The 21,995-nt window shown below is 67.9% G+C and carries 22 protein-coding genes; 8 read left to right on the top strand and 14 right to left on the bottom strand.

The window, feature by feature from the left end; genetic code table 11:
• Positions 1-1,806: a proteasome ATPase gene (gene arc, locus JOF56_RS30005; RefSeq protein WP_209642832.1), complete on the bottom strand. Its 1,806-nt coding sequence runs from the start codon at positions 1,804-1,806 to the stop codon at positions 1-3.
• Between the two features lie 253 nt (positions 1,807-2,059).
• On the opposite strand from arc, the gene JOF56_RS30000 reads away from it, so the two are divergent.
• The 5 genes from JOF56_RS30000 (at position 2,060) to JOF56_RS29980 (ending at position 5,398) form a co-directional block, all read left to right on the top strand.
• Complete coding sequence (locus tag JOF56_RS30000) at positions 2,060-2,827, top strand: hypothetical protein (RefSeq protein WP_209642831.1); 768 nt, start codon at positions 2,060-2,062, stop codon at positions 2,825-2,827.
• Between the two features lie 198 nt (positions 2,828-3,025).
• A complete protein-coding gene (locus tag JOF56_RS29995) occupies positions 3,026-3,715 on the top strand; it encodes a flagellar basal body-associated FliL family protein (RefSeq protein WP_209642830.1) in 690 nt (229 codons plus the stop codon).
• 21 nt (positions 3,716-3,736) lie between these two features.
• Positions 3,737-4,219: a hypothetical protein gene (locus tag JOF56_RS29990; protein WP_209642829.1), complete on the top strand. Its 483-nt coding sequence runs from the start codon at positions 3,737-3,739 to the stop codon at positions 4,217-4,219.
• 34 nt (positions 4,220-4,253) lie between these two features.
• Positions 4,254-4,952, top strand: coding sequence for an Rv0361 family membrane protein (locus JOF56_RS29985; RefSeq protein ID WP_209642828.1), 699 nt, complete (start codon positions 4,254-4,256; stop codon positions 4,950-4,952).
• Positions 4,949-5,398, top strand: a complete 450-nt coding sequence (locus JOF56_RS29980; RefSeq protein WP_209642827.1) for an Rv0361 family membrane protein — start codon at positions 4,949-4,951, stop codon at positions 5,396-5,398. The genes JOF56_RS29985 and JOF56_RS29980 overlap by 4 nt, the downstream gene beginning before the upstream one ends.
• Here the strand turns inward: JOF56_RS29980 and JOF56_RS29975 are convergent.
• The 8 genes from JOF56_RS29975 to metH all read right to left on the bottom strand — a co-directional run bounded on the left by JOF56_RS29975 (position 5,395) and on the right by metH (position 14,414).
• Positions 5,395-6,222 (bottom strand): tRNA (adenine-N1)-methyltransferase, encoded by an 828-nt coding sequence (locus JOF56_RS29975; protein WP_209648566.1) that lies wholly within the window; start codon positions 6,220-6,222, stop codon positions 5,395-5,397. The genes JOF56_RS29980 and JOF56_RS29975 overlap by 4 nt on opposite strands.
• A 62-nt stretch (positions 6,223-6,284) precedes the next feature.
• Positions 6,285-7,412, bottom strand: coding sequence for a site-2 protease family protein (locus JOF56_RS29970; protein WP_307855317.1), 1,128 nt, complete (start codon positions 7,410-7,412; stop codon positions 6,285-6,287).
• A gap of 56 nt (positions 7,413-7,468) precedes the next feature.
• On the bottom strand, positions 7,469-8,026 hold the full coding sequence (locus tag JOF56_RS29965) for a TIGR03086 family metal-binding protein (protein WP_209642826.1): 558 nt from the start codon (positions 8,024-8,026) through the stop codon (positions 7,469-7,471).
• A gap of 55 nt (positions 8,027-8,081) precedes the next feature.
• Positions 8,082-8,942, bottom strand: coding sequence for a RecB family exonuclease (locus JOF56_RS29960; RefSeq protein WP_209642825.1), 861 nt, complete (start codon positions 8,940-8,942; stop codon positions 8,082-8,084).
• A 105-nt stretch (positions 8,943-9,047) separates the two neighbouring features.
• Positions 9,048-9,893 (bottom strand): ATP phosphoribosyltransferase, encoded by an 846-nt coding sequence (hisG, locus tag JOF56_RS29955; protein ID WP_209642824.1) that lies wholly within the window; start codon positions 9,891-9,893, stop codon positions 9,048-9,050.
• Positions 9,894-9,905: 12 nt separating this feature from the next.
• Positions 9,906-10,169: a phosphoribosyl-ATP diphosphatase gene (locus JOF56_RS29950; protein ID WP_209642823.1), complete on the bottom strand. Its 264-nt coding sequence runs from the start codon at positions 10,167-10,169 to the stop codon at positions 9,906-9,908.
• A 45-nt stretch (positions 10,170-10,214) separates the two neighbouring features.
• On the bottom strand, positions 10,215-10,841 hold the full coding sequence (locus JOF56_RS29945; protein WP_209648564.1) for an HAD family hydrolase: 627 nt from the start codon (positions 10,839-10,841) through the stop codon (positions 10,215-10,217).
• Between the two features lie 45 nt (positions 10,842-10,886).
• Complete coding sequence (gene metH / locus JOF56_RS29940; protein WP_209642822.1) at positions 10,887-14,414, bottom strand: methionine synthase; 3,528 nt, start codon at positions 14,412-14,414, stop codon at positions 10,887-10,889.
• 71 nt (positions 14,415-14,485) lie between these two features.
• Between metH and JOF56_RS29935 the strand changes: the two genes are divergently transcribed.
• Positions 14,486-15,385: a PAC2 family protein gene (locus JOF56_RS29935; protein ID WP_209642821.1), complete on the top strand. Its 900-nt coding sequence runs from the start codon at positions 14,486-14,488 to the stop codon at positions 15,383-15,385.
• A gap of 277 nt (positions 15,386-15,662) precedes the next feature.
• On the opposite strand, the gene mshC is transcribed toward JOF56_RS29935, so the two are convergent.
• The gene (gene mshC, locus JOF56_RS29930; RefSeq protein ID WP_209642820.1) at positions 15,663-16,901 is read right to left on the bottom strand and encodes a cysteine--1-D-myo-inosityl 2-amino-2-deoxy-alpha-D-glucopyranoside ligase; all 1,239 of its coding nucleotides are present in this window, start codon (positions 16,899-16,901) and stop codon (positions 15,663-15,665) included.
• Positions 16,902-17,007: 106 nt separating this feature from the next.
• Between mshC and JOF56_RS29925 the strand changes: the two genes are divergently transcribed.
• Positions 17,008-17,691, top strand: coding sequence for a hypothetical protein (locus JOF56_RS29925; protein WP_209642819.1), 684 nt, complete (start codon positions 17,008-17,010; stop codon positions 17,689-17,691).
• A gap of 163 nt (positions 17,692-17,854) precedes the next feature.
• Here JOF56_RS29925 and JOF56_RS29920 read toward each other — a convergent pair whose 3' ends face one another.
• Both JOF56_RS29920 and JOF56_RS29915 read right to left on the bottom strand, forming a co-directional pair.
• Positions 17,855-18,448 (bottom strand): response regulator, encoded by a 594-nt coding sequence (locus JOF56_RS29920; protein ID WP_209642818.1) that lies wholly within the window; start codon positions 18,446-18,448, stop codon positions 17,855-17,857.
• Between the two features lie 12 nt (positions 18,449-18,460).
• Complete coding sequence (locus tag JOF56_RS29915) at positions 18,461-19,594, bottom strand: sensor histidine kinase (RefSeq protein ID WP_209642817.1); 1,134 nt, start codon at positions 19,592-19,594, stop codon at positions 18,461-18,463.
• A gap of 60 nt (positions 19,595-19,654) precedes the next feature.
• Here JOF56_RS29915 and JOF56_RS29910 point away from each other — a divergent pair, with 60 nt between their 5' ends.
• On the top strand, positions 19,655-20,785 hold the full coding sequence (locus tag JOF56_RS29910; RefSeq protein ID WP_209642816.1) for a fibronectin type III domain-containing protein: 1,131 nt from the start codon (positions 19,655-19,657) through the stop codon (positions 20,783-20,785).
• Here JOF56_RS29910 and JOF56_RS29905 read toward each other — a convergent pair.
• Both JOF56_RS29905 and JOF56_RS29900 read right to left on the bottom strand, forming a co-directional pair.
• Positions 20,767-21,588, bottom strand: a complete 822-nt coding sequence (locus tag JOF56_RS29905) for an alpha/beta fold hydrolase (protein ID WP_209642815.1) — start codon at positions 21,586-21,588, stop codon at positions 20,767-20,769. The genes JOF56_RS29910 and JOF56_RS29905 overlap by 19 nt on opposite strands.
• The gene (locus JOF56_RS29900; protein WP_209642814.1) at positions 21,585-21,800 is read right to left on the bottom strand and encodes a hypothetical protein; all 216 of its coding nucleotides are present in this window, start codon (positions 21,798-21,800) and stop codon (positions 21,585-21,587) included. The genes JOF56_RS29905 and JOF56_RS29900 overlap by 4 nt, the downstream gene beginning before the upstream one ends.
• Between the last annotated feature and the right edge of the window lie 195 nt (positions 21,801-21,995).

The raw sequence follows: 21,995 nt of genomic DNA, 5'->3' as shown, positions 1-21,995 counted from the left end.
CTACAGGTACTGACCGGTGTTGCTGGCAGTGTCGATCGCCCGGCCGGATTCCTGGTTCTTGCCGGTGACGAGCGTGCGGATGTAGACGATCCGCTCGCCCTTCTTGCCGGAGATCCGGGCCCAGTCGTCGGGGTTGGTGGTGTTGGGCAGGTCCTCGTTCTCCGCGAACTCGTCCACGATCGCGTCCAGCAGGTGCTGCACGCGCAGACCCGGCTGTTTGGTCTCCAGGACCGACTTGATCGCGGCCTTCTTGGCCCGGTCGACGATGTTCTGGATCATCGCGCCGGAGTTGAAGTCGCGGAAGTACAGGACTTCCTTGTCACCGTTGGCGTACGTGACCTCGAGGAACCTGTTGTCCTCGCTCTCCTCGTACATCCGCTCGACGGTGTGCTGGATCATCGCGTCGATGCACGCCTTGGTGTCCCCGTTGAACTCGGCGAGGTCGTCGGCGTGGATCGGCAGCGTGCGGGTCAGGTACTTGGAGAAGATGTCCTGCGCCGCCTCGGCGTCCGGCCGTTCGATCTTGATCTTCACGTCCAACCGGCCCGGCCGGAGGATCGCGGGGTCGATCATGTCCTCACGGTTGGACGCGCCGATCACGATCACGTTCTCGAGGCCTTCGACGCCGTCGATCTCGCTCAGCAGCTGCGGAACGATCGTCGTCTCCACATCCGAGGACACACCGCTGCCGCGGGTGCGGAAGATCGAGTCCATCTCGTCGAAGAACACGATCACCGGGGTGCCCTCGGAGGCCTTCTCCCTGGCCCGCTGGAAGATCAGCCGGATGTGCCGCTCGGTCTCGCCCACGAACTTGTTGAGCAGCTCGGGACCCTTGATGTTGAGGAAGTACGACTTCGCCTGGCCGTCGCCGTCACCGCGCGCGGCGGCGACCTTCTTGGCCAGCGAGTTGGCCACGGCCTTGGCGATCAGCGTCTTGCCGCAGCCCGGAGGGCCGTAGAGCAGGACGCCCTTGGGCGGCCGCAACTCGTATTCCCGGTACAGGTCGGAGTGCAGGAACGGCAGTTCCACCGCGTCGCGGATCTGCTCGATCTGCCGGAACAGGCCGCCGATGTCGGCGTAGTCGACGTCGGGCACCTCCTCCAGCACGAGATCCTCGACCTCCGCCTTCGGCACGCGTTCGTACGCGTACCCGGACTTGGTGTCGACCAGGAGCGAGTCCCCTGGTTTGAGTGGCGAATCAGCCAGCGGATCGGCCAGCCACACCACCCTTTCCTCGTCGGCATGTCCGACCACAAGTGCTCGCAGTGAAGCACCATCGGAACCGGCGGCAAGCAGTTCACGCAACGTGCAGACCTCACCGGTCTGCTCGAACGTGCCGCCCTCCACAACGGTCAGCGCCTCGTTGAGACGCACCGATTGGCCGCGCTTGAGCGTGTCCACCTCGACGGCGGGCGATACCGCCACCCGCATCCGACGGCCCGCGGTGAACACGTCCACCGTGCCGTCCTCATGACCGGCGAGATACACGCCATAGCCGCTGGGCGGCTGCGCTAGCCGATCCACCTCCTCCCGCAACGCCAGCAACTGGCTTCGGGCCTCGCGCAGCGTGTCCACCAGTTTGGTGTTCCGCTCGGTGAGCTGACCCACTCGTTCAGAAGCTTCGGCAAGCCTCTGCTCGAGCAGGCGCACATGGCGAGGCGATTCCGTCAACTTGCGGCGCAGCAGTGCGATTTCCTCTTCGAGGAATCGGATCTGCGCGGACTGACTAGTCTCACGGCCCGCGCCTTCATCGGCGCTGTGGTCGTCGGCCTCCTCAGGCCGACTGCCGGGACGGTCGTGCTGCATGGTCGGCACCTCCTCCCGAACTACGTACCCATACGGTACCGGTGATCTCTGACATTCGGAGCTCATCCAGATGTCGAGATCGGCGCGTCGATGTCAAGAAACCCCCGCTCGGAGGGATTCAATGCTCCATCCCGGTGTAGTACGCAACCACACACCGGCTACGGTGCGTCGGAGTACTGACCCAACGGCGTTCTGGGCCAGTTACCCCGAGGAACCCGACATGTAACACGATCGCCACACCTAGGAGAACGTAATGTCTCAACCGCCGCAACAGCCGGGCGGATACGGCGACCAGCCCGGTTATGGCCAGCAGCCGGGATATGGCCAGCAGCCTGGCGGCGGCTACCCGCAGCAGCCAGGTGGATACCCCCAGCAAGGTGGCTATCCGCAGCAGCAGCCCGGCGGCAACTACCCGCCCTCGGGCCCGGTTCCGGGCTTCGACCCGCAGCAGCAGCAGCAGCCTGGCGGCAACTACCCGCCGTCCGGCCCGGTCCCCGGCTTCGACCAGCAGGGACACCCCGGCCAGCCCGGCCCCTACGGCCAGCAGCCGCCCGGCGGCTTCCCGCCGCCCGGGCCCAGGAAGAAGAGCCCGCTGCCGTGGATCCTGGTCGGCGGCGGCGTGGTGGTCATCGCGGTCGTCGTGGTCCTGATCTTCACTCTGGGTGGCGGCGGCACCGGCACGGGCAGCGCCCAGGGCGCCGTGAACACTGCGGTCGAGGCGTTCAACGCCAAGCCGATCGACGTGGAGAAGCTCAAGACGGTCGCCTGTGACCAGCCGTCCGCCGACGACATCGCGGGCTTCGACAAGGAGATGCCGCCCAACATCACCTTCAAGGCCGAGGCCTCGAACGTGAAGGAGAACGGCGACAAGGCCACCGGGACGATCACTCTCGCGGTGTCCGGGGCGGGTATCCCCGGTGGTGCCGAGGTGAAGCTGCCGCTGAACCTCGAACTGCAGAAGAAGGACGGCAAGTGGTGCATTTCCGGCGGCAAGCCGGGTACGCCGTCCACCGGCGGCTGATCGCCCACGATGTGAGACAAGGCCCGGACCGCCTCGGCGGCCCGGGCTTTGCCGTGACCGGACGGTCACTATCGGGTGAAGTAACCGGTCCGTGACCGGATTCCCAGGTCGTTTTCTCCGAAAGTCCCGGTACCGGGCGCCGGGGTCACCTAGCGTGGCCCGCGATCACGAGAATCGCGCCGACGAACTGGGATGGTCATGACTTACCCGCCGCAGCAGCCCGGCCCGTACGGCCCTCAGCCAGGCCCGTACGGCCAGCAACCGCAGCAACCCGGCTGGACGGGCGGTCTCCCCCAGCAGCAGCCTTATGGCCAGCAGCCCTACGGTCAGCAGCCGCCCTACGGCTACGGAGGCTACCCAGGCGGAATGCCGCCGCAGAAGAACAACAAGGGCCTGATCATCGGCCTGGCTGTGGCCGGTGTCCTGCTGGTCGGCGGTGGCGTGACCACGGTTCTGCTGCTCACCGGCGACGACAAGCCTGCCGACAACGGCGCGCCGACAGAGGTGGCCGCCTCCGACAACGCCGGTACAGCCGACGCGGTTGTACAGAAAGTCATCAAGGCGATCGACGACAAGGACGCCGCGGCGGCGACCGCGACCCTGTGCGATCCGGCTACGAAAACTCCTGCTTTCCAGTTGGACGAAGCGCCCCCCACTTTGACACTCAAGGCCAGTCTCTCGGGTTCGGTCAGCGAGTCCGGCAGCACCGCAAGGGCCCGGCTGAGCATCAAGGCCACCGAGGCGGGCAAGACTCGCTCGAACACCATCCCGATGACGCTGAACCTGAAGAAGGACGGCTCGAAGTGGTGCGTGACGAGCGCGTCGATGAGTTCCGGCGGCAGCAGCCCGTCGACTTCGCGCTCCACGTCCACCAGGCCTTCGTTCTGACCAGCCTTGTACGGTTGGCGGGTGCGGACGCCTGCCAGACGCCGGACCACCGTCGCGGTCATCGCGGGTCTGGCGCTGGGCGGGGCGGGCGCGGCGGCCTTTGTCGTCCTGGACCGTCCAGACCCTCCGCCGCCGGCGCCCCGCGAGGCGCCGTCCGGGGACACGGGCACGCCGCAGGCACTCGCCCAGGCCGTCGTGGCCCGGCTGAACGCCAAAGATCTCAATGGTGTGATCGAGCTCACATGCGCCCAAGGTAAGTCCACCGGACGACGAGAGCTGACGAAGGCGATTCCCCAGTTGGACCCCGCCGTGCCCGCCGAGACCCGCAACGCCCCGATCGAGTTCGAACTGCGTGATGTCAGGGAGTTCCCCGACGGCTTCGTCGCGTCGATCACGGTGCGGTTCGAGGGCACCGTGCAGGAGGGCTCGATGCGGATTCAGCGTTCCGGTGAGCAGTGGAGCCTGTGCGGGCTGAACTCACCGCGGATCGGCGGGGTCGGGTGACGCTCGTTTCACAGCGTCTGGATACGGTGTGCGCATGGCCGAGCCCGAAAAGCCAGAGGCTGCTGAACCAGCACCGGAGGCCCCCAAAACCGAGGTGAGCCCCCCGGTCACCCGGCGGGGCAACATCCGGATGATCATCGCCATCGGGCTCGCGATGCTCGTGCTGGCCGGCGGTGGCGTCGCGATCGCCATCGTGGCGTCGCAGCCCCGTCCCGAGGACATCGCGCTGCAGCAGGAGAAGACCAAGGCCCGTGAGGTGGCGCAGAAGTTCGCGCTGCTGCTCGAGCAGGCCCGCAACGACGGGGCGTTCGCGCTGTCCAAAACGGAAGTCCAGGGCGTGCTGTGCGCGCCCGAGCAGGACGCGCTGGAACAGGAGTGGCAGGACCGCGAGAACAAGGAGCTCATGCGGTCGTACACGCCGAGCCCGGCCGCACGGCTCGCGATCACCGTCAAGGACGTGAAGATCGACGGCGACCACGGCGTGGTCACGATGACCGGCGCCCAGGCCGACAGTCGCCGGGACCAGGATTATGCTCTGGTCAAAGAGGAATCGAACTGGAAGGTCTGTGGCGTGACGTTCCGTCCGCCGACCCGTTCGTCCACCACGTCCCCGACGAGCACGACTGAGAGCGTCCCGTCGCAAGGCGTCGACCCGTCCGACATCTTCGGCCCGAGCACGCCGGCCAATCCCGGAAACACAGTCAGCACAACGCAATCCGAGCCACACCTGTGAGCACAAAGGACACCCGGCGGCGTAACGGCCTGATTCTGGTGACCGTCGCCGTGGTGCTCGTGCTCGTCGTCGCCGGGGTCGGCGTGTTCCTGTTGAGCGGCAACGGTTCGACCGACGATCCCGCCGAAGCGGCGCAGGAGTTCACATCGCTCTACCAGCGCGGCCTGAACTCCTCCGGCCGGGACGTGGACGTGGCCGACTTCGAGCCGGTGGTGTGCGCGGCGGTCATGCCTTCGATGCGGGAAGCGTTCTCCGCCAAGGAGAACCCGGTCGAAGGCGCACCACAGTTCAAACTGTCGGTCAAGGACGTCCGGACCGAAGGTGACAAAGGAAGTTTCACCGTCATCAGCGAGATCACGGTGCCGGCAAGCGAGAAGCAGACCACCGACGAGCCGTTCACCCTCGTGCTGGAGAACGGCGGCTGGCGGGTCTGCGGGATCAGCTAACCCTTGCCGGACCGGCGCTGAACCCTGGGCGCCACAACGCCATCGGCCAGCCGGCGGGCAGTGAGCAGGAAAGCCGTGTGTGCGACCATCCGGTGATCCGGGCGCACCGCCAGACCGACCACGTGCCACGGCCGCTGCATGGTCTCCCATGACTGCGGCTCAGTCCAGCATTGCTGTTCCCGCAACGCTTCCGTGACGCGGGACAGCTGCGTGACCGTCGCGACGTACACCACCAGGACGCCACCCGGGATCAGGTTGTTCTTCACCACGTCGAGTTGTTCCCACGGCGCCAGCATGTCCAGCACGACCCGGTCCACCTCGCCGGTGTGCGTGGCCAGGTCGGCGACCGTCAACGACCAGTTCGCGGGCTGCTCACCGAAGAACTGGACCACGTTGCGCACAGCGTGCTCCGCGTGGTCGTCACGGACCTCGTAGGACGTGACGCTGCCCGACTCCCCGACCGCACGCAGCAAAGAACACGTCAGCGCACCCGAGCCCGCACCGGCTTCCAGGACGCGCGCCCCTGGGAAGATGTCGCCCCACATGACGATCTGCGCGGCGTCCTTGGGGTAGATCACCTGCGCGCCACGCGGCATCGACAGCACGTAGTCCGGCAGCAAGGGCCGCAACGCAAGGAAAGACGTCCCGCCCGCGGACGTGACGACAGAACCCTCCGGTGAGCCGATCAGGTCGTCGTGCGCGAGCGCGCCACGATGCGTGTGGTACTGCCCGCCCTCTTCGAGGACCAGGGTGTAATGCCGGCCTTTCGGGTCGGTCAGTTGTACCCGGTCACCTTTACGGAACGGGCCGCTCGCCCTGCTCACCGACACCTGCGCTCTTCTCCCCTACTGGCCCGTTGGCCCCATATCGTGGCATCCGGGCTTGATCAGGCGTTACGCAGGGCCGCTTTGAGGTCTTCGCGCCGCAGGACACCGGACGGGCGGCCTTCCTCGTCGACGACCAGGAACTGCCACGCGGCGGTCTCGTACACCCGCTCGATGATCTCCTCACCCGGCTCGGACTCCAGCAGGACGCTCTCCGGCCGGATCGGCTCGGCAGCCAGTTCAGCGGGCGAAAGCGGGGACTGGCTGGCCAATCTCTCCGCGGTCGCGCGGTCCAGCAGGCCGGCGGCGACGCCGTCGGCCCGCACGAGCACGACGCCTCGCCCGGCGGAGGCGTCCAGTGCGCTCGCGACCGGGCTCTCGGCGGGAAGCTGCAGGATCGGCTGGACCAGGTCGGCCAGGCGCAGGCCGTCGGGCCAGGTCCGGCGCTGCTCGGCGGAGATCTCCCCCATCGCCCCGGTGATCACGAACCACGCGGTGAGCACACAGACCCCGAGCCGGAACCATTGGTCGGTACTGCCCTCCACGACCCCGAACATCGCCCAGACCAGCAACGCCGCCGCGACCACGCCGCCGCCCACCGCGGCCGCCGTGGTGCCTTTCGACCGGCGCCCGGTCAGCGCCCAGACTCCCGCCCGCAGCATCCGGCCGCCGTCCAGGGGCAGGCCGGGAAGCAGGTTGAACACGGCCACGGCGAGATTCGCCGCCGTGCACTCGATCAGCAGCACCCAGATCGCGCCATCGTCCGGCCCGATCAGCAGCGCCATCCCGAAGAGCGCCGCCAGCACTATGGACACACCCGGTCCGGCAGCGGCCACCAGGCCCTCGTGGGCCGGTTTGCGGGGCGTTCTGGCCACTTCGGAGATGCCGCCGAGCAGGAAGAGCCGGACTCTGCGCACCGGCAGACCGAACCTCAGCGCCACCACACAGTGACCCAGCTCGTGCGCCAGAACCGACGCGCCCAGCAGGACGGCGAAGGCCGACGCCAGAAGAAACGCCGTTCCGCCACTCACTCCGGGCATCAACCGATCCACAAGCGGCGTGTACAGCAGAACCACCGCGAGCGAGCCCAACCACCAGGACGGAGCCAGCAGCACAGGCACACCACTGATCCGGAACAGCAGCAACCCACCGTCGCCTCTGACGACTCGGCCGGTCCGGATCGTGGTCACAGGGTTGAGCGTAAGTGCCTTCGTGTTGAACTGCCGTGTGCCCCGCTGGTGTTCGGTCAAGGAACCCGGCCCAGAAAAGCGACCAGCCGATCCCCGGCCGAACCGTCACTCCCGACCGGCTGGGCGAATCTTTCCGGCCGGTCCTCCGCGCTCACGAAAAGCTCGGCCAGCTGCAGCAACTCCTCGGCAAGACGATCAGGAACAGCCCGATCGACCCCACAGGCCCGCGCGACGTCCCACCCGTGCACCGCGATCTCCACAGCCCCCGCACAGCTGACGATCACATTGGTCAGTTCCCGGTCGGCGATCCGTACCCGGCGCGAGGCCGGAACCGACCAGGCACCCAGCAGACCGCAGGCGCGATCCTTCAACTGGGCGACCAGATCGGCGGCGGGCTCACCGGTGTTCGCCGTCAGCCCGACGTGTCCACTGTCGACAGCCTCGTGCAGGGCGGCCAGGGAGTCGTTCATGTGGACGAGCAGGGCCCGCAGGTCCCAGGCGCGGCACGGGGTGGGGCTACGCAGGGACTGGGGACTGACCAGATGCAGGCTGCCCAGGGTGTAGGCGATGGCCCGCTCCAGCAGTTCCGGTCCGCCGATCAGTGGTGGAGTCACACATGGTGAGACCCGTTGCGGCGCGGAAAATCATCGGTCGGCCGGCTCAACCGGCTCAGTCGGCGCGGTCGAGGGCGGTCTCCACTCCGGGGTCCGGTTCGGGCCATCCCGGGTACTCCGGCGGGGTGCCGCCGAACGCCGGGCAGAAGGCCTTGTGGTCGCAGTAGTCGCAGAGCCTGCTCTTGTTCGGGCGGAAGTCGCCGGTCTTGGCCGCCCGCATCACGGCCTGCCAGATGGCCTCCAGGGTGCGTTCGAACCGCTGGAGTTCGGCCTCGTCGGGGGTGTAGGCCAGCGACTGGCGGTCCGACAGGTACATCAGCCGGAGCTGACGCGGGACGACCCCGCGCAGGCGCCAGAGCACCAGTGCGTAGAACTTCATCTGGAACAGGGCCTTGGCCTCGCCGATCTCGCGCGGGGCCGCGCCCGTCTTGTAGTCGACCACGCGGATCTCGCCCGTCGGGGCCACGTCCAGCCGGTCGATGTAGCCGCGCAGGAGCACGCCGGAGGGCAGCTCGGACTCGACGAGCAGCTCGCAGGCCTCCGGTTCGAGCCGCCGCGGATCCTCCAGGGTGAAGTAGCCGTCGATCAGCTCGCCCGCCGAGGCCAGCCACTGCTCCAGGTCATCGCTCTCCGGGAACAGCTCGGCCAGCTCGGGGGCCTGTTCACTGAGCTTCGCCCAGGTGGGCCCAAGCAGCTTGTGGGCTGCCTCGGGCACACGCTCGGCCGCGGGCAGGCCGTACAGCTGCTCCAGGACCGCGTGCACGACCGTGCCGCGGATCTGGGCGCGCGTCGGGGTCTCGGGCAGGCGGTCCACTGCACGGAATCTGTAGAGCAGCGGGCACTGCTTGAAGTCACTCGCACGGGAAGGGGACAGAGCGGGTCGCCGTCGTACAGGAACTTCCTCAGTCACCGTCACACCCGAACCCTAGGCCAGCCCTACGACAGTTTCGGGCAGGGCTGTGCCCCCAATGCCACATTGGGGACATCTGACGCCACCAATGTGGCATTGGGGGCAAAACTTTCAGAGGCGGCAGGAGCGGATGTCGGAGGCGAGGATCGCCTTCGCGCCGATCGCCGCCAGCTCGTCCATGATCGGGTTGGCCCGCTTGCGCGGGACCATCGCGCGCACGGCGACCCACTCGGGGTTGGCCAACGGCGCCACGGTGGGTGACTCGAGCCCGGGGGTGACCTCGAGTGCGTTGTCCAGCAAGGTCTTGGGGCAGTCGTAGTCCAGCATCATGTACTGCTGGGCGAAGACCACACCCTGCAGCCGGGCCGTCAGCTGCTCGGAGTCGGCCGACAGCGTCACGCCCGCGCGCTTGACCAGCACGGCTTCCGACACGCAGATCGGCTCGCCGAACGCCACGAGGTTGTGCTGGCGCAGGGTCCGGCCGGAGCCGACGACGTCCGCGATCGCGTCCGCCAGGCCCAGCTGGACCGAGATCTCCACGGCGCCGTCCAGCCGGATCACGTCGGCCTTGATGCCGTGCTTGGCCAGGTCGTCGCGGACCAGCCGCGGGTAGGCCGTCGCCAGCCGCTTGCCGTCGAGGTCCGCTAGCGACCATTCACGACCGGCGGGCGCGGCGTACCGGAAGGTCGATCCACCGAAGCCGAGGCTGAGCCGCTCCTGCACCGGCGCGCCGGACTCGTAGGCGAGGTCCCGCCCGGTGATGCCGAGATCCAGGTCACCGGAACCGACATACGCGGCGATGTCCTTGGGACGCAAGAAGAAGAACTCGACCTCGTTGGCCGAGTCGAGCACGGTGAGGTCACGCTGCTCACCTCGCTGCCGGTAACCGGCCTCGGACAGCATCTCGGAGGCGGACGCGGCCAGCGCCCCTTTGTTGGGCACGGCGACACGCAACATGAGCGGTAACTCCTAGAGGTAGCGGTAGACGTCGTCGAGGGTCAGGCCGCGTCCGATCATCAGCACCTGAACGCGGTAGAGCAGCTGGGACACCTCCTCGGCCAGATGCTCGTCGTCCTCATGCTCGGCGGCGATCCACACCTCGCCGGCTTCCTCCAGCACCTTCTTGCCCTGCGCGTGCACACCCGCATCCAGCGCCGCCACGGTGCCCGACCCCGCAGGCCGGGTCCGCGCGCGCTCACTGAGCTCGGCGAACAGTTCGTCGAACGTCTTCACACGGGAATCCTTTCATCCCGCCCTGCTATCTCCCATACGGACGGGTCACAAAGCCCCGAGCGTGTACGCGTCGACACCAACGAGGGATTCCCGGACAGTCCAGCCCTCGCCCGGCGGGATCGGAACCTCCGCCGGGACCACCAGCACAGTGCATCCCGCGGCCACGGCCGACTGCATTCCCAGCAGTGAGTCCTCGACCGCGACACATCGTGTGGCGGGGACTCCGAGCAGGTCGGCGGCCATCAGGTATGGCGCTGGGTGGGGCTTGTTGCGACCGTCCACTTCGTCACCGCAGATGGTCGCCGAAAAGAACGCGCGGCCGATCGATTCGAGGGCGAGTTCGGTCAGGGCGCGCTCGGTGGACGTGACCAAAGCCATAGGGACATCGTGCGCCTGTAACGACTCCAGGGCCTCGCGGGCGCCCGGCCGCCAGGGCAGTCCGTTCCGGAACAGTGATGCCGTGCGCTCGGTCAGCCAGGTCGCCGCTTTCTCCATGGCGGCGGGCTCCGGGTCCAGGCCGAGCGAGGTGAAGATCTCCAGCATGGTGTTGTCCATGTTGGAGCCGACGACCGCGTCCCTGGTGCGTGCGTCGAGTTCACCGCCCAGCTGTTCGGCGAGCTCACGCAGCCCGATGTCCCAGAGCTTCTCGGAATCGACCAGCGTCCCGTCCATGTCCCACAGCACGGCCTCGGGCACCCGTGACACGCGGTTTCCCCCTCATGTGTTGAAGTATTTGGCCTCCGGATGGTGCAGCACGATCGCGTCGGTGGACTGCTCCGGATGCAGCTGGAACTCCTCGGAGAGCTTGACGCCGACGCGTTCGGGCTCGAGCAGTTCCACGATCTTGGCGCGGTCCTCCAGGTTCGGGCAGGCGCCGTAGCCGAGGGAGAACCTCGCTCCACGGTATCCGAGTTCGAAGAACTCCTCGATGTGATCCGGGTCCTCATCGGCCACCGGCCGCCCGGTCGCCCACAGCAGTTCGCCGCGCACGCGCCGATGCCAGTACTCGGCGAGTGCCTCGGTGAGCTGGACGCCGAGGCCGTGAAGTTCGAGGTAGTCGCGGTAGGCGTCGGCGGCGAACAGTTCCGCGGCCGCGTCGGCGATCGGCTGACCCATGGTGACCAGCTGGAACGCCACCACATCGACCTCGCCCGCGTCCCGCGGGCGGAAGAAGTCGGCCAGGCAGAGCCTGCGTTGCGTGCGCTGCCGCGGGAAGGTGAACCGGGTCCGTTCTGGCGCGTCGATGGTCGGCTCGGACAGGATGACCAGGTCGTCGCCCTCGGCGACGCAAGGGAAATACCCATAGACGACTGCAGCGTGGGCGAGGACTCCTTGTGTGGCAAGGCGTTCCATCCAGGCCCGCAGCCTCGGTCGTCCTTCGGATTCGACAAGCTCCTCATAGGACGGTCCCGTCCCGGTGCGTGTGCCGCGCAGTCCCCACTGGCCAAGGAAAGTCGCGCGTTCGTCGAGCATCGCGGCGTAGTCGGCGACCGGGATACCCCGCACCACACGGCTTCCCCAGAACGGCGGCGCCGGGATCGGGACACCAGTGGCCACAGTGGACCGCTCGGCCACCGGTTCGGCCGCCTCGTCGGCTTTGCGTGCCTCCGCGATGCGCAACGCTCGTTCCCGGCGAGCCTTACGTTCAGCCGCTGCGGCTTCGGCTTCCGGGTCCACCAGCGGGGATTCGCCGCGTTTGGCGGCCATGATCGCGTCCATCAACCGCAGGCCCTCGAACGCATCCCGGGCGTAGCGGACATCACCGAAGTACATCTCGGTCAGGTCGTTCTCGACATAGGCCCGGGTCAGGGCGGCGCCGCCGAGCAGGACCGGCCAGCGCGCGGCCACACCCCGGGAGTTCATCTCCTCGAGGTTCTCCTTCATGATCACGGTGGACTTGACCAGCAGCCCGGACATGCCGATCACGTCGGCGCGGTGCTCGGCCGCGGCGTCCAGAATGGTGGTGATCGGCTGCTTGATGCCGATGTTGACCACCTCGTAGCCGTTGTTGGACAGGATGATGTCCACCAGGTTCTTGCCGATGTCGTGCACATCGCCCTTGACCGTGGCCAGCACGATCCGGCCCTTGCCCGCGTCGTCGCTCTTGTCCATATGCGGTTCCAGATACGCCACCGCGGCCTTCATCACCTCCGCGGACTGCAGCACGAACGGCAACTGCATCTGCCCCGACCCGAACAACTCCCCCACCGTCTTCATCCCGGACAGCAGCGTGTTGTTGATGATCTCCAACGCCGGCCGCTGGGTCAGCGCCTCCTCCAGATCGCCGTCCAGGCCGTTGCGCTCGCCGTCGACGATCCGACGCTCCAGCCGTTCGAACAACGGCAGCCCCGCCAACTCCTCGGCACGCGACGCCTTGTTCGACGAGGCCGTGACGCCCTCGAACAGCTCCATGAACCGGGTCAGCGGGTCGTAGCCCTCGGATCGCCTGTCGTAGACCAGATCCAGCGCGACCGTGCGCTGCTCGTCGGGGATCCGGGCCATCGGCAGGATCTTGGACGCGTGCACGATCGCGGTATCCAGGCCCGCTTGGACGCATTCGTGCAGGAAGACCGAGTTGAGTACCTGGCGGGCGGCCGGGTTGAGCCCGAAGGAGACATTCGAAAGGCCGAGCGTCGTCTGCACGTCGGGATAACGCTGCTTGAGCTGCCGGATCGACTCGATCGTCTCCGCGGCGTCCCGCCGTGACTCCTCCTGACCGGTGGCGATGGTGAAGGTCAACGTGTCGATGATGATGTCGCAGGCCCGCATCCCCCACCGGCGGGTGAGGTCCTCGATCAGGCGCGTGGCCACCGCGAGTTTGGTGTCCGCGGTACGGGCCTGGCCGGTCTCGTCGATGCACAACGCGACCACCGCGGCGCCGTACTCGGTGACCAGCTCCATCGTGCGGTGATACCGGGACTCGGGCCCGTCGCCGTCCTCGAAGTTCACCGAGTTGATCGCGCACCGGCCGCCGAGCTGCCGCAGCCCGGCTTCCAGGACGTTCACCTCGGTCGAGTCGAGCATGATCGGCAGCGTGGACGCGGTCGCCAGCCGGCCGGCGATCTCGGTCATGTCGGCCACGCCGTCGCGGCCGACGTAGTCCACACAGAGATCCAGCAGGTGAGCACCATCGCGGGTCTGGTCACGCGCGATCTCCACACAGTCCTCGAACCGGCCAGCCAGCATCGCCTCACGAAACACCTTGGAGCCGTTGGCGTTGGTCCGCTCGCCGATCATCAACACCGAGGTGTCCTGCCGGAACGGCACGGCCTGGTAGAGCGACGACACGCCCGGCTCCGGCCGCGGCCGCCGGTCTCGGGGAGTGAGATTCCGGACCGCGTCGGAGACTGCCCTGATGTGCGCGCTGGTGGTGCCGCAGCAGCCGCCGACCAGGCGCGCGCCGAACTCCGTCACGAACGTCGCCAACGCCCCGGCCAGCTCCTCGGGCCCCAGCGGGTAGACCGCGCCGTCCGGCCCGAGCTGCGGCAGGCCGGCGTTCGGCATCACCGACAACCCGATCCGGGCGTGCTTGGCCAGGTGCCGCAGGTGCTCGCTCATCTCGGCCGGACCGGTCGCGCAGTTCAACCCGATCAGATCAATCCCCAGCGGTTCCAACGCCGCCAGCGCGGCACCGATCTCCGAGCCGAGCAGCATCGTGCCGGTCGTCTCCACGGTCACCTGCGCGATCACCGGGACCGCACGGCCCTCACGGTGCATCGCGTGCCGGGCGCCGATGATCGCGGCCTTGGTCTGCAACAGGTCCTGCGAGGTCTCCACGACCACCGCGTCGATACCACCTTCGAGCAGACCCCGCACCGAGTCGGTGTAGGCGTCACGCAAATCGGTGAACTTCGCGTGCCCCAGAGTCGGCAGCTTGGTACCCGGCCCCACCGACCCCAGCACGAACCGCGGCCGCACCGGGGTACTGAACTCGTCGGCCACGTCCCGCGCGAGCCGGGCGCCTGCCAGCGACAACTCCCGAATCCGGTCCGGGATGTCGTACTCGGCCAGATTGGCCAGGTTCGCGCCGAACGTATTGGTCTCCACCGCGTCCGCACCGGCCTCGAAATAACCCCGGTGCACCCCGCGCACCACATCCGGCCGGGTCACGTTCAAGATCTCGTTACAGCCCTCAAGACCAGCGAAATCGTCCAACGACAGGTCATGCGCCTGCAACGCGGTACCCATCGCACCGTCCGCGACGACGACTCTGTCGTTGACGGCATCAAGCAGGGGCGATGGCATGGGCCAAGCCTACGGACACGCACCAGCACCTGAGCTCTCCAGTTGGTGTCCCGGGGTCGTAGGCTTGGCCGGTGACCGATCACGACCCGCAGAGCAGCGCCAGCCCACCCCCGCTGGTGGAGCCTATTCTGATCGCCGCGTTCGAAGGCTGGAACGACGCGGGCGACGCGGCGAGTACGGCGGTCGAACACCTGCAACTGACCTGGGATGCCACCCCATTGGTGGACATCGACCCGGACGACTACTACGACTTCCAGGTGACGCGGCCCACAGTACGGCTGGTCGACGGAGTCACCCGGCGGGTGGAATGGCCGACGACCCGGCTGTCCACCTGCCGTCCCCCGGGCTCGTCGAGGGACATCGTCCTGGTGCACGGCATCGAGCCGAACATGCGCTGGCGGAAGTTCTGCGCCGAACTGCTGGAGCACATCGAGCGCCTCGGTGTCACGACCGTGGTCACGCTCGGCTCGATGCTCGCCGACACGCCGCACACCCGTCCTGTCCCAGTGACCGGAACGGCCTACGACGCCGCGTCCGCCTCCCGGTTCGGCCTGGAGCGTTCCCGCTACCAGGGCCCAACCGGGATAGTCGGCGTGCTGCAGGACGCGTGCGTGCAGGCCGGCATTCCGGCGATCTCGCTGTGGGCAGCCGTTCCGCACTACGTGTCCCAGCCACCCTCACCCAAGGCGACCTTGGCCTTGCTGCACCGTGTCGAGGAAGTGCTGGACGTCGAGGTGCCGCTCGGCGCCCTGCCCGAACAGGCCGACGAGTGGCAACGGACCGTCAGCGAAATGGCCGAGGAGGACGAGGACGTCAGCAACTACGTCCGCGCCCTCGAGGAACGCGGCGACGCGGCGATCACACTCAACGAAACCAGCGGCGACGCCATCGCCGCCGAATTCGAGCGCTACCTCCGGCGCCGCCGCCCAGGCCCAGGCGGCCCCGGACGCGGCCTCGGCGGCCCTCAATAAGCCCAGGTCGCCGGGTGAACCCGTGCGAATGGACCGTTCGCACGGGTTCACCCCGCTTGGGCGGAACCACCGCCGGGGTCTGGATCGTTCCGTAGTTGAAGTCGTGCACGGGGAGGCCGCGGCTCAGGCGGATCTCGGCACACCCAAGGACAGACCCGACGCTGTCACCGGGCTGTGTCGATCCTGTTCGCGCCAGCGACCCGGCCTGGCCTGACCCAGCCGGGCCTGGCCAGGCCGGAGCCGCGACTGGCCCGGAACGCTGGCTGGCCCCGTGGCGCTAGAGGGCCACGCCGAGCAAGGCGTCCACGGCGTCGCGGAACTGTGCGGGTGAGGACTCGTCCTGGCCTCGGCCGGTGAGGGCCTCGGTGACCCATGCGTCCGCGGCCAGCAGGGCGTTCGGGGTGTCCAGGTCGTTGGATAGGTGGTCGCGCAGGCGTGCGATGACGTCGGCGGCGTCTGGGCCTGCCTCCAGGGATGCGGCCTCGCGCCAGCGGGCGAGCCTGGCCTGGCCTTCGGCGAGCAGCGCGTCTGTCCATGCGCGGTCTTCGCGGTAGTGGCCGGCGAAGAGGGCCAGGCGCACGGCCATCGGGTCGATCTTGTCGGCCCGCAGGCGCGAGACGAACACCAGGTTGCCGCGCGACTTGGACATCTTCTCCCCGTCCAGGCCGATCATCCCGGAGTGGACGTAGTGCCGGGCGAACGGGTGCTCGCCGGTGAGCGCCTCCGCGTGCGCGGCGCTGTTCTCGTGGTGCGGGAAGATCAGGTCTGATCCGCCGCCCTGCACGTCGAATGCCGTCCCGAGGCGGTTGAGGGCGATCACCGAGCACTCCACGTGCCAGCCTGGGCGGCCACGGCCGACCTCGCTGTCCCATGCGGGCTCGCCGGGCCGCTCGACGCGCCACAGCAGGGCGTCGAGCGGGTGCCGTTTGCCGGGACGGTCGGGGTCGCCGCCGCGCTCGGCGAACAACTCGAGCATGGTCTGCTCTGGGTAGCGGGACTCGTAGCCGAACTGGCCGGTCGCCGCGTGGTCGAAGTAGATGTCCGGGTACTCGGCGTCGTCGACGCGGTAGGCGTGGCCGCCCGCGAGCAGTTTGCCGATCGCCTCGACGATCTCCGGGATCGACTCGACCGCGCCGACGTACGAGCGCGGCGGCAGCACCCGCAGCGCGACCATGTCCTCGCGGAACAGGGCTGTCTCGCGCATGCCCAGCACGACCCAGTCGTCCTGGTCGCGTTCGGCGCGCTCCAGCAGCGGGTCGTCGATGTCGGTGACGTTCTGGACGTAGTTCACGTCGTGCCCGTTGTCCAGCCACAGGCGGTGGACCAGGTCGAACGTCAGATAGGTGGCCGCGTGCCCGAGGTGGGTGGCGTCGTAGGGCGTGATTCCGCAGACGTACAGGCCCGCGGTCGATCCCGGCGCGGTCGGCCGTATCTCGCCGGCGGCGGTGTCGTAGAGCCGCAGTGGACGCGGGGTGCCCGCGACGCGTGGAACCGGTGTCGAAGCCCAAGTCTGCATGTCAAATACGTTAATCGACCCGCATGATTCCGAAAGGGCGTTCACTGGTTGGGAGCGTCACAACACTACGGCCGCGACCGAAACGTTGCGGGCCTAGCTTGCGACCATGGACATCACCGGACCCGCTGTGCAGGAGATTCTCACTGATCCACGGTTCGTGCCGCCGCCCGCGCCGCCCGCCGGACCGGTCGGGACCATGGCGTGGCTACGTGCCTCGGTCGCGCGGTTCACCTCCGGCAGCGAGCACGCGCGGCTGCGTGCGATCGTTGAGGCTGAGCTTGCGCGGCTGAACCCTGAGGAGCTCCGGGCACAGGCAGCGGAGTCCGATGTGGACCCGCGATACGTTCCCGTCGCGGTGCTGGCCGCCGCGCTCGGAATCGCTGACGTGGAGGCCGCCGTGACCGCGGTCCGGGCGGTCGCGGCGGCGTACCAGGGTGTCTACGAGGTCGCGCCGGACTCAGCCGTGGCGCACCTGGTATCGGCCCTGCCCGACGCCGATCCGGACGTGACCGCGAACCGGATCGGAATCCTCGTCCAGGCATGTGACGCCACCGCAGCCTTGATCGCAGCTGCCGACGGTTTGACCCCCATCGCCGAACTGGTCATGCGCCGGCCACCCGTCCGGGTCACCCGCAGGAAAGCCCTGGAGGACGTCCGGATCGGCTCGGTCCTCATTCCGGCGGGCACCCTGGTGACGCTGGATATCAGTGCATCGCCGTTCGGCGGGAAAACCCGGCTATGCCCAGGCCGACGGCACGCCCTCGCCCTGGCAGCGGGTAGTATCCGGTGATCCACCCGATCCGGCGGACTGCCCGAAGCCAAGGTATTCCTGAATCGTCCCGTCGGCCTTTTCCACAGCGTTTCCCCCCTCTGGCAAACAACCTGCGGGGGATATTTTCACGCATTCAGCCGATCGGGAAAACGCCCGGTAAAACCCATCCGGCTGGGTATCTTCACCCAGAGTGCCGTTCGCGGGCGATCCGCATCAGTTCCGACCGCCGCCGGGTACCGAGCTTGTCGCGGATGGACTCCAGGTGCCGGTTGACCGTCCGCACGGAGATCGCCAGGTCGTCGGCGATCTCCCGGTTGTCGAACCCGCGGGCCAGCGCCCGCAGCACGTCCTGTTCCCGCGCGGTCAGGCTGGAGTCCTGACGGAACTCGGCGACCAGCCGGGCGGCCAACTCAGGCGGCACCACCGGACCGTCGATCACCGCCTGGACGGCCGCCCGAAGGTCCGCTGTGGACGCACTCTTGCCGACATAGCCGTGCGCGCCCGCACGGATCGCCTGAACGACGTCGGCGAGCGGCGCCTGCGACAGCACCAGAATCCGGACCCCGGGATGCCGCTCGGCAAGCGCCTGAATGAGATCCACGCCGTTCTCGTCGCCGAGCTGCAGGTCCACAAGCACAACCTGCGGCGAGTCCGCCGCCACCGACTTCGACGCGGACTCGATACTGTCCGCCTCGAAGGCGGTGAACTCAGGCGCGAGACCGGCCACGACCCCGCCTCTGGTCACCGGATGGTCGTCGACGACTAGGACACGCATATGTCCAGAATGTCACGGCAGTCGCAGCTCGATCTCGGCGCCACGGCCGGGCCTGCCCCGGATGACGACCTCGCCGCCCAGCCGTTCGATCCGGCCCCGGACGCTGACCAGCAGCCCGAGCCGCCCGGCTGCGCGTAGTCGCTCCTCGTCGAACGAGAACCCGACACCGTTGTCCCGCAGGAAGACCGTGATCCGATCCGCCTCTTCGAGAGCGGAAACCCATACCTGTGTGGCTTTCGCGTGCTTGACCACATTGTTCAGCACCTGCCTGGCGGCCGCGACCACTTCGGTCACGACGTGTTCCGGTAGGACGATCGGGCCACTCGCCAAGACCTCCGACGAGAACGCAGCCACCTCATACGAACCGGCCAAGGCGTTCAAGGCCTCCGCCAGCGAGGCGGAACCTTGTGGCGGCTTGTGTTCAGGGGGCAGAACCATGCCCCGCAACGCCTTCTCCTGCTGCCCCACCGCCGCCATCAACGCGCGCAACTCACCTGGCCGGGGCTCACCCCGGTCGGCGAGGTCCAACCCCTTGCGCCGTACCACCGCCAAGTGCTGCAACACATCGTCGTGGATACGAGCAGCGAGCTCCTCACGTTCCGCCAGCCGGGCAGCCTGCTCGGTACTGCGCGCTGCCACCCGCGTCAGCCTGTTGAACTGACGCGAAGCCGTCCCCACCGCCAGTCCGACCAGCACGTACGACAGCGCGGACGCGACCAGTTGGAGCGTCTGGGAGAAAGACAATCCGGTCAGCGGCGCACCATTTAGCAGATACCCGAAAGGCAGCGTGAGGGCGACGGTCGCGCCCGCGATCAGTCCACCACGGATCTGCCGCATCACCGCCCACGCCGCGACGGCCGCCATCGGGTACGCACCTGTGACCGACGGATGGTTCGTCAGCACATGTTGCGTCGGATGGAAATACCCGCCGGCCAGCACGAGTCCAATCGCGAGTGTCAAGTCGGCCACGAGCACCGGAAAGGGTTTGCGAACCGCGGCCAGCGTCAGCCAGACGGTCCAGCCCAATGTGACCAGTAGCGTGAGGACGGCCACTGTGGCCGCCTGTTCCCGTACCTGGCCGCCGATCGCCGCGACGATCGCCATCCAGGTGAACGCACACCAGCGGAACACCAGGACAAGAAGCATCGGCGCGGGGTGATCCGGTACCCGTGTCGGTTTGATCAGCTCCTCCTTACACTCGGTGACATGCTCAGCCTCGCGGCGGTCGCCGGTAACCAGATCGCCTGGTGGCAACTGGGCTTCCGGAAACGCCGGGCGGTGGTCCGGCACGCCCGGCAAGGCATACCGCATCCCGATCCGGACGTCTGGCACGACGCGCGGCAGTGGGCGCGGCAGATGCTTGACGCACCATGGTGGTGGCGGTTGGCGAGAGCGATCGTGATCAGTGGTTTCGGTGTGCTCGGCGTGTCGGCGACAACGGGTGTGGCGATCGAGCTGCAGGCCGAGTTCGCGATCGGCACGGGCGTGCTGGCCGTGGTCCCGCTCGCGATCGCGTGGGCGTGGCGCCAGACCCAGAACGCGCGCCTGATCGACCGGGTCGAGCCGGCACCGCGCAACGCCAGAGCCAACGCACGATGGGTCCCTTTTGTACTCCTGATCACGGCCGCGGTGGCGATGACGGCTTCGATCGTCATCATCGTGCAGACCGTCCACACGAACCACGAAGAGGTCTACGGTTGCCCGTTCCAGCCTGAGGACCAGGAAATCCGCGCGTGGTGGGTACGCCACAAAGGCAAGTCGGGACAGGCCGGTTGCCCGGTCGGGCAGACCAGCCGCACAGCGGGCGGCGAGCGCTACGTGCGGATGGCCAAGGGCGTCATCACGACGTCCGAGTTCGGCCCGTTCATGCTGCCGAACGAGACTTTCGACCTCTGGCAGGCGAACTGGGCGAGGCTCGGCGAGCCGACCGGCGCCGGGCTCGGCGACGGCTCCATGGACTTCGTGAACTTCCGCGGCGGCCACATCACACAAATGGCCGACGGGCATGTGACCGTCGAGTTCGGCACGCCCTACCAACCACCCCAGACAGTCGGAGGGCCGTGTGTGGCCCACGACCGTCCCTGCGTGGTCCGCGCTGACCGAGCCGGGACGACCGTCCATGTGGCGTGGCACTGGGGCATCGCCGACGCCTTCAACGTCAGCTGGCGCGCCCTCGACGGTCAGGACGTCGTCAGCGTCGAGGTCGCCGGCAACGAGTACACAATTACCGGCCTGTCCCCGGACGCCTCCTACGTCCTGCATGTGCAGGCGTGCGACAAGCAGTTCCTGAGCAGTTCGAAATGCACGCCGTCCTCGGCTTACGTGGTCGCGCCCTGAAGGAAAGCGTTGACCACCTTGCCCATTTCCTCCGGCCGCTCAAGGTGGATGGAGTGCCCGCAGTCGATTTCCCGCACAGTGAGGTTGTCCCCGAGCACAGCCCGATAGGCCTCGACCATCGACGGCGACACGAAATCCGCCTGCAGCGCGGGAAGGAGCAGAGTCGGCACAGTCCTGGGCGGAATCAGCAACGGCCGCGACATCTCACTCCACGCGGTCACCGCCATCGCCGCGACATAGTTTCGCCGCCACCGGCCGTCCTCGCCCTGCACGAAGTTGGTGTCCAGCTCATCCTGAAGCTGCTCGTCGGACGCGAACGGCCACCGGTCGAGCTGTGAGGCCCGCGCGGCGGCCAGATCGTCGAAGAACTTGTCCTGGCGGGCCTCCTCCGCGTCCTGCAAACCCTCGACAGGATCAAGCCCCAACGCCGGATCGACAAGAACAAGCCGTTCCACCCGCTCCGGTGCGGCTGCCGCGAGGTGGACGGAAATAGCGCCGCCGTACGAATGCCCCATCACCGGCACCCGCTCAAGCCCTAACCCGTCCATCACCCCCAGCACGTCGGCGACGAACTGCTCCAGATTCCACGGCGGATACGCCACCGAAGCACCATGCCCCCGCAGATCCGGCGCGATCACCCGGAACCCGTCCAGCTGACTCGCCGCGAACCGCCGCCACCGTCCCCCATGGCCACTCAGACCATGCAACGCCAGCAACGGCCGGCCCTCACCGAACTCCTGCACATGCAATGGGATGCTCACATCCGCATCCTCGCAGATCAACGCGTGAACCGCCGTGATCACGGTCTCGGATCGTCCTCATAGCCGGTCCATTCCTGCGATCGCCGTTGCCGGCGTTCCTGGTCGCGGACGATCCAGTCGCGTCCTTCGGCGGCGACCGCCTCCAGGACGTGGATGGCGCCCGCGATACCCGACGCCTGCAGCGCCATCCGCAACAACTCCGGTTCCTCCTCGATCGCGTAGTCGGTGAGGCCGCTGAAGTTCTCCACCTTCACCTTGATCTCCTCGGAGTTGACCAGGCTGAGCCGGAACTCGCGGCTGCGCAGCCGGACGTTCTCCAGCGGCCGGCTGCTGTCGGACAGGTAGCCTTCCTCGTTGGCGGCCCGTTCCCCGACCTCGGCGACCCTGGCGGAGGCAAGGGAGTTGTAGGAGAACGCGGTACGGCGTTCGTCATGCAGCTTGCCGTCAAG

It is taken from the genome of Kibdelosporangium banguiense, from assembly GCF_017876405.1.
Lineage (GTDB): Bacteria > Actinomycetota > Actinomycetes > Mycobacteriales > Pseudonocardiaceae > Kibdelosporangium > Kibdelosporangium banguiense.
The sequence above is the reverse complement of the archived record's forward strand: the minus strand, read 5'-3'. Positions and strand labels throughout refer to the sequence as shown.

What these genes read in the sequence shown, in the direction of transcription:
- JOF56_RS29995 (WP_209642830.1), top strand. Translation starts at nt 3,026, where the DNA reads ATGACTTACCCGCCGCAGCAGCCCGGCCCGTACGGCCCTCAGCCAGGC.
- JOF56_RS29920 (WP_209642818.1), bottom strand. Translation starts at nt 18,448, where the DNA reads ATGCGTGTCCTAGTCGTCGACGACCATCCGGTGACCAGAGGCGGGGTC.
- arc (WP_209642832.1), bottom strand. Translation starts at nt 1,806, where the DNA reads ATGCAGCACGACCGTCCCGGCAGTCGGCCTGAGGAGGCCGACGACCAC.
- metH (WP_209642822.1), bottom strand. Translation starts at nt 14,414, where the DNA reads ATGCCATCGCCCCTGCTTGATGCCGTCAACGACAGAGTCGTCGTCGCG.
- JOF56_RS29985 (WP_209642828.1), top strand. Translation starts at nt 4,254, where the DNA reads ATGGCCGAGCCCGAAAAGCCAGAGGCTGCTGAACCAGCACCGGAGGCC.
- JOF56_RS29945 (WP_209648564.1), bottom strand. Translation starts at nt 10,841, where the DNA reads ATGGACGGGACGCTGGTCGATTCCGAGAAGCTCTGGGACATCGGGCTG.
- JOF56_RS29910 (WP_209642816.1), top strand. Translation starts at nt 19,655, where the DNA reads ATGCTCAGCCTCGCGGCGGTCGCCGGTAACCAGATCGCCTGGTGGCAA.
- JOF56_RS29915 (WP_209642817.1), bottom strand. Translation starts at nt 19,594, where the DNA reads ATGCTTCTTGTCCTGGTGTTCCGCTGGTGTGCGTTCACCTGGATGGCG.
- hisG (WP_209642824.1), bottom strand. Translation starts at nt 9,893, where the DNA reads ATGTTGCGTGTCGCCGTGCCCAACAAAGGGGCGCTGGCCGCGTCCGCC.
- mshC (WP_209642820.1), bottom strand. Translation starts at nt 16,901, where the DNA reads ATGCAGACTTGGGCTTCGACACCGGTTCCACGCGTCGCGGGCACCCCG.
- JOF56_RS29925 (WP_209642819.1), top strand. Translation starts at nt 17,008, where the DNA reads ATGGACATCACCGGACCCGCTGTGCAGGAGATTCTCACTGATCCACGG.
- JOF56_RS30000 (WP_209642831.1), top strand. Translation starts at nt 2,060, where the DNA reads ATGTCTCAACCGCCGCAACAGCCGGGCGGATACGGCGACCAGCCCGGT.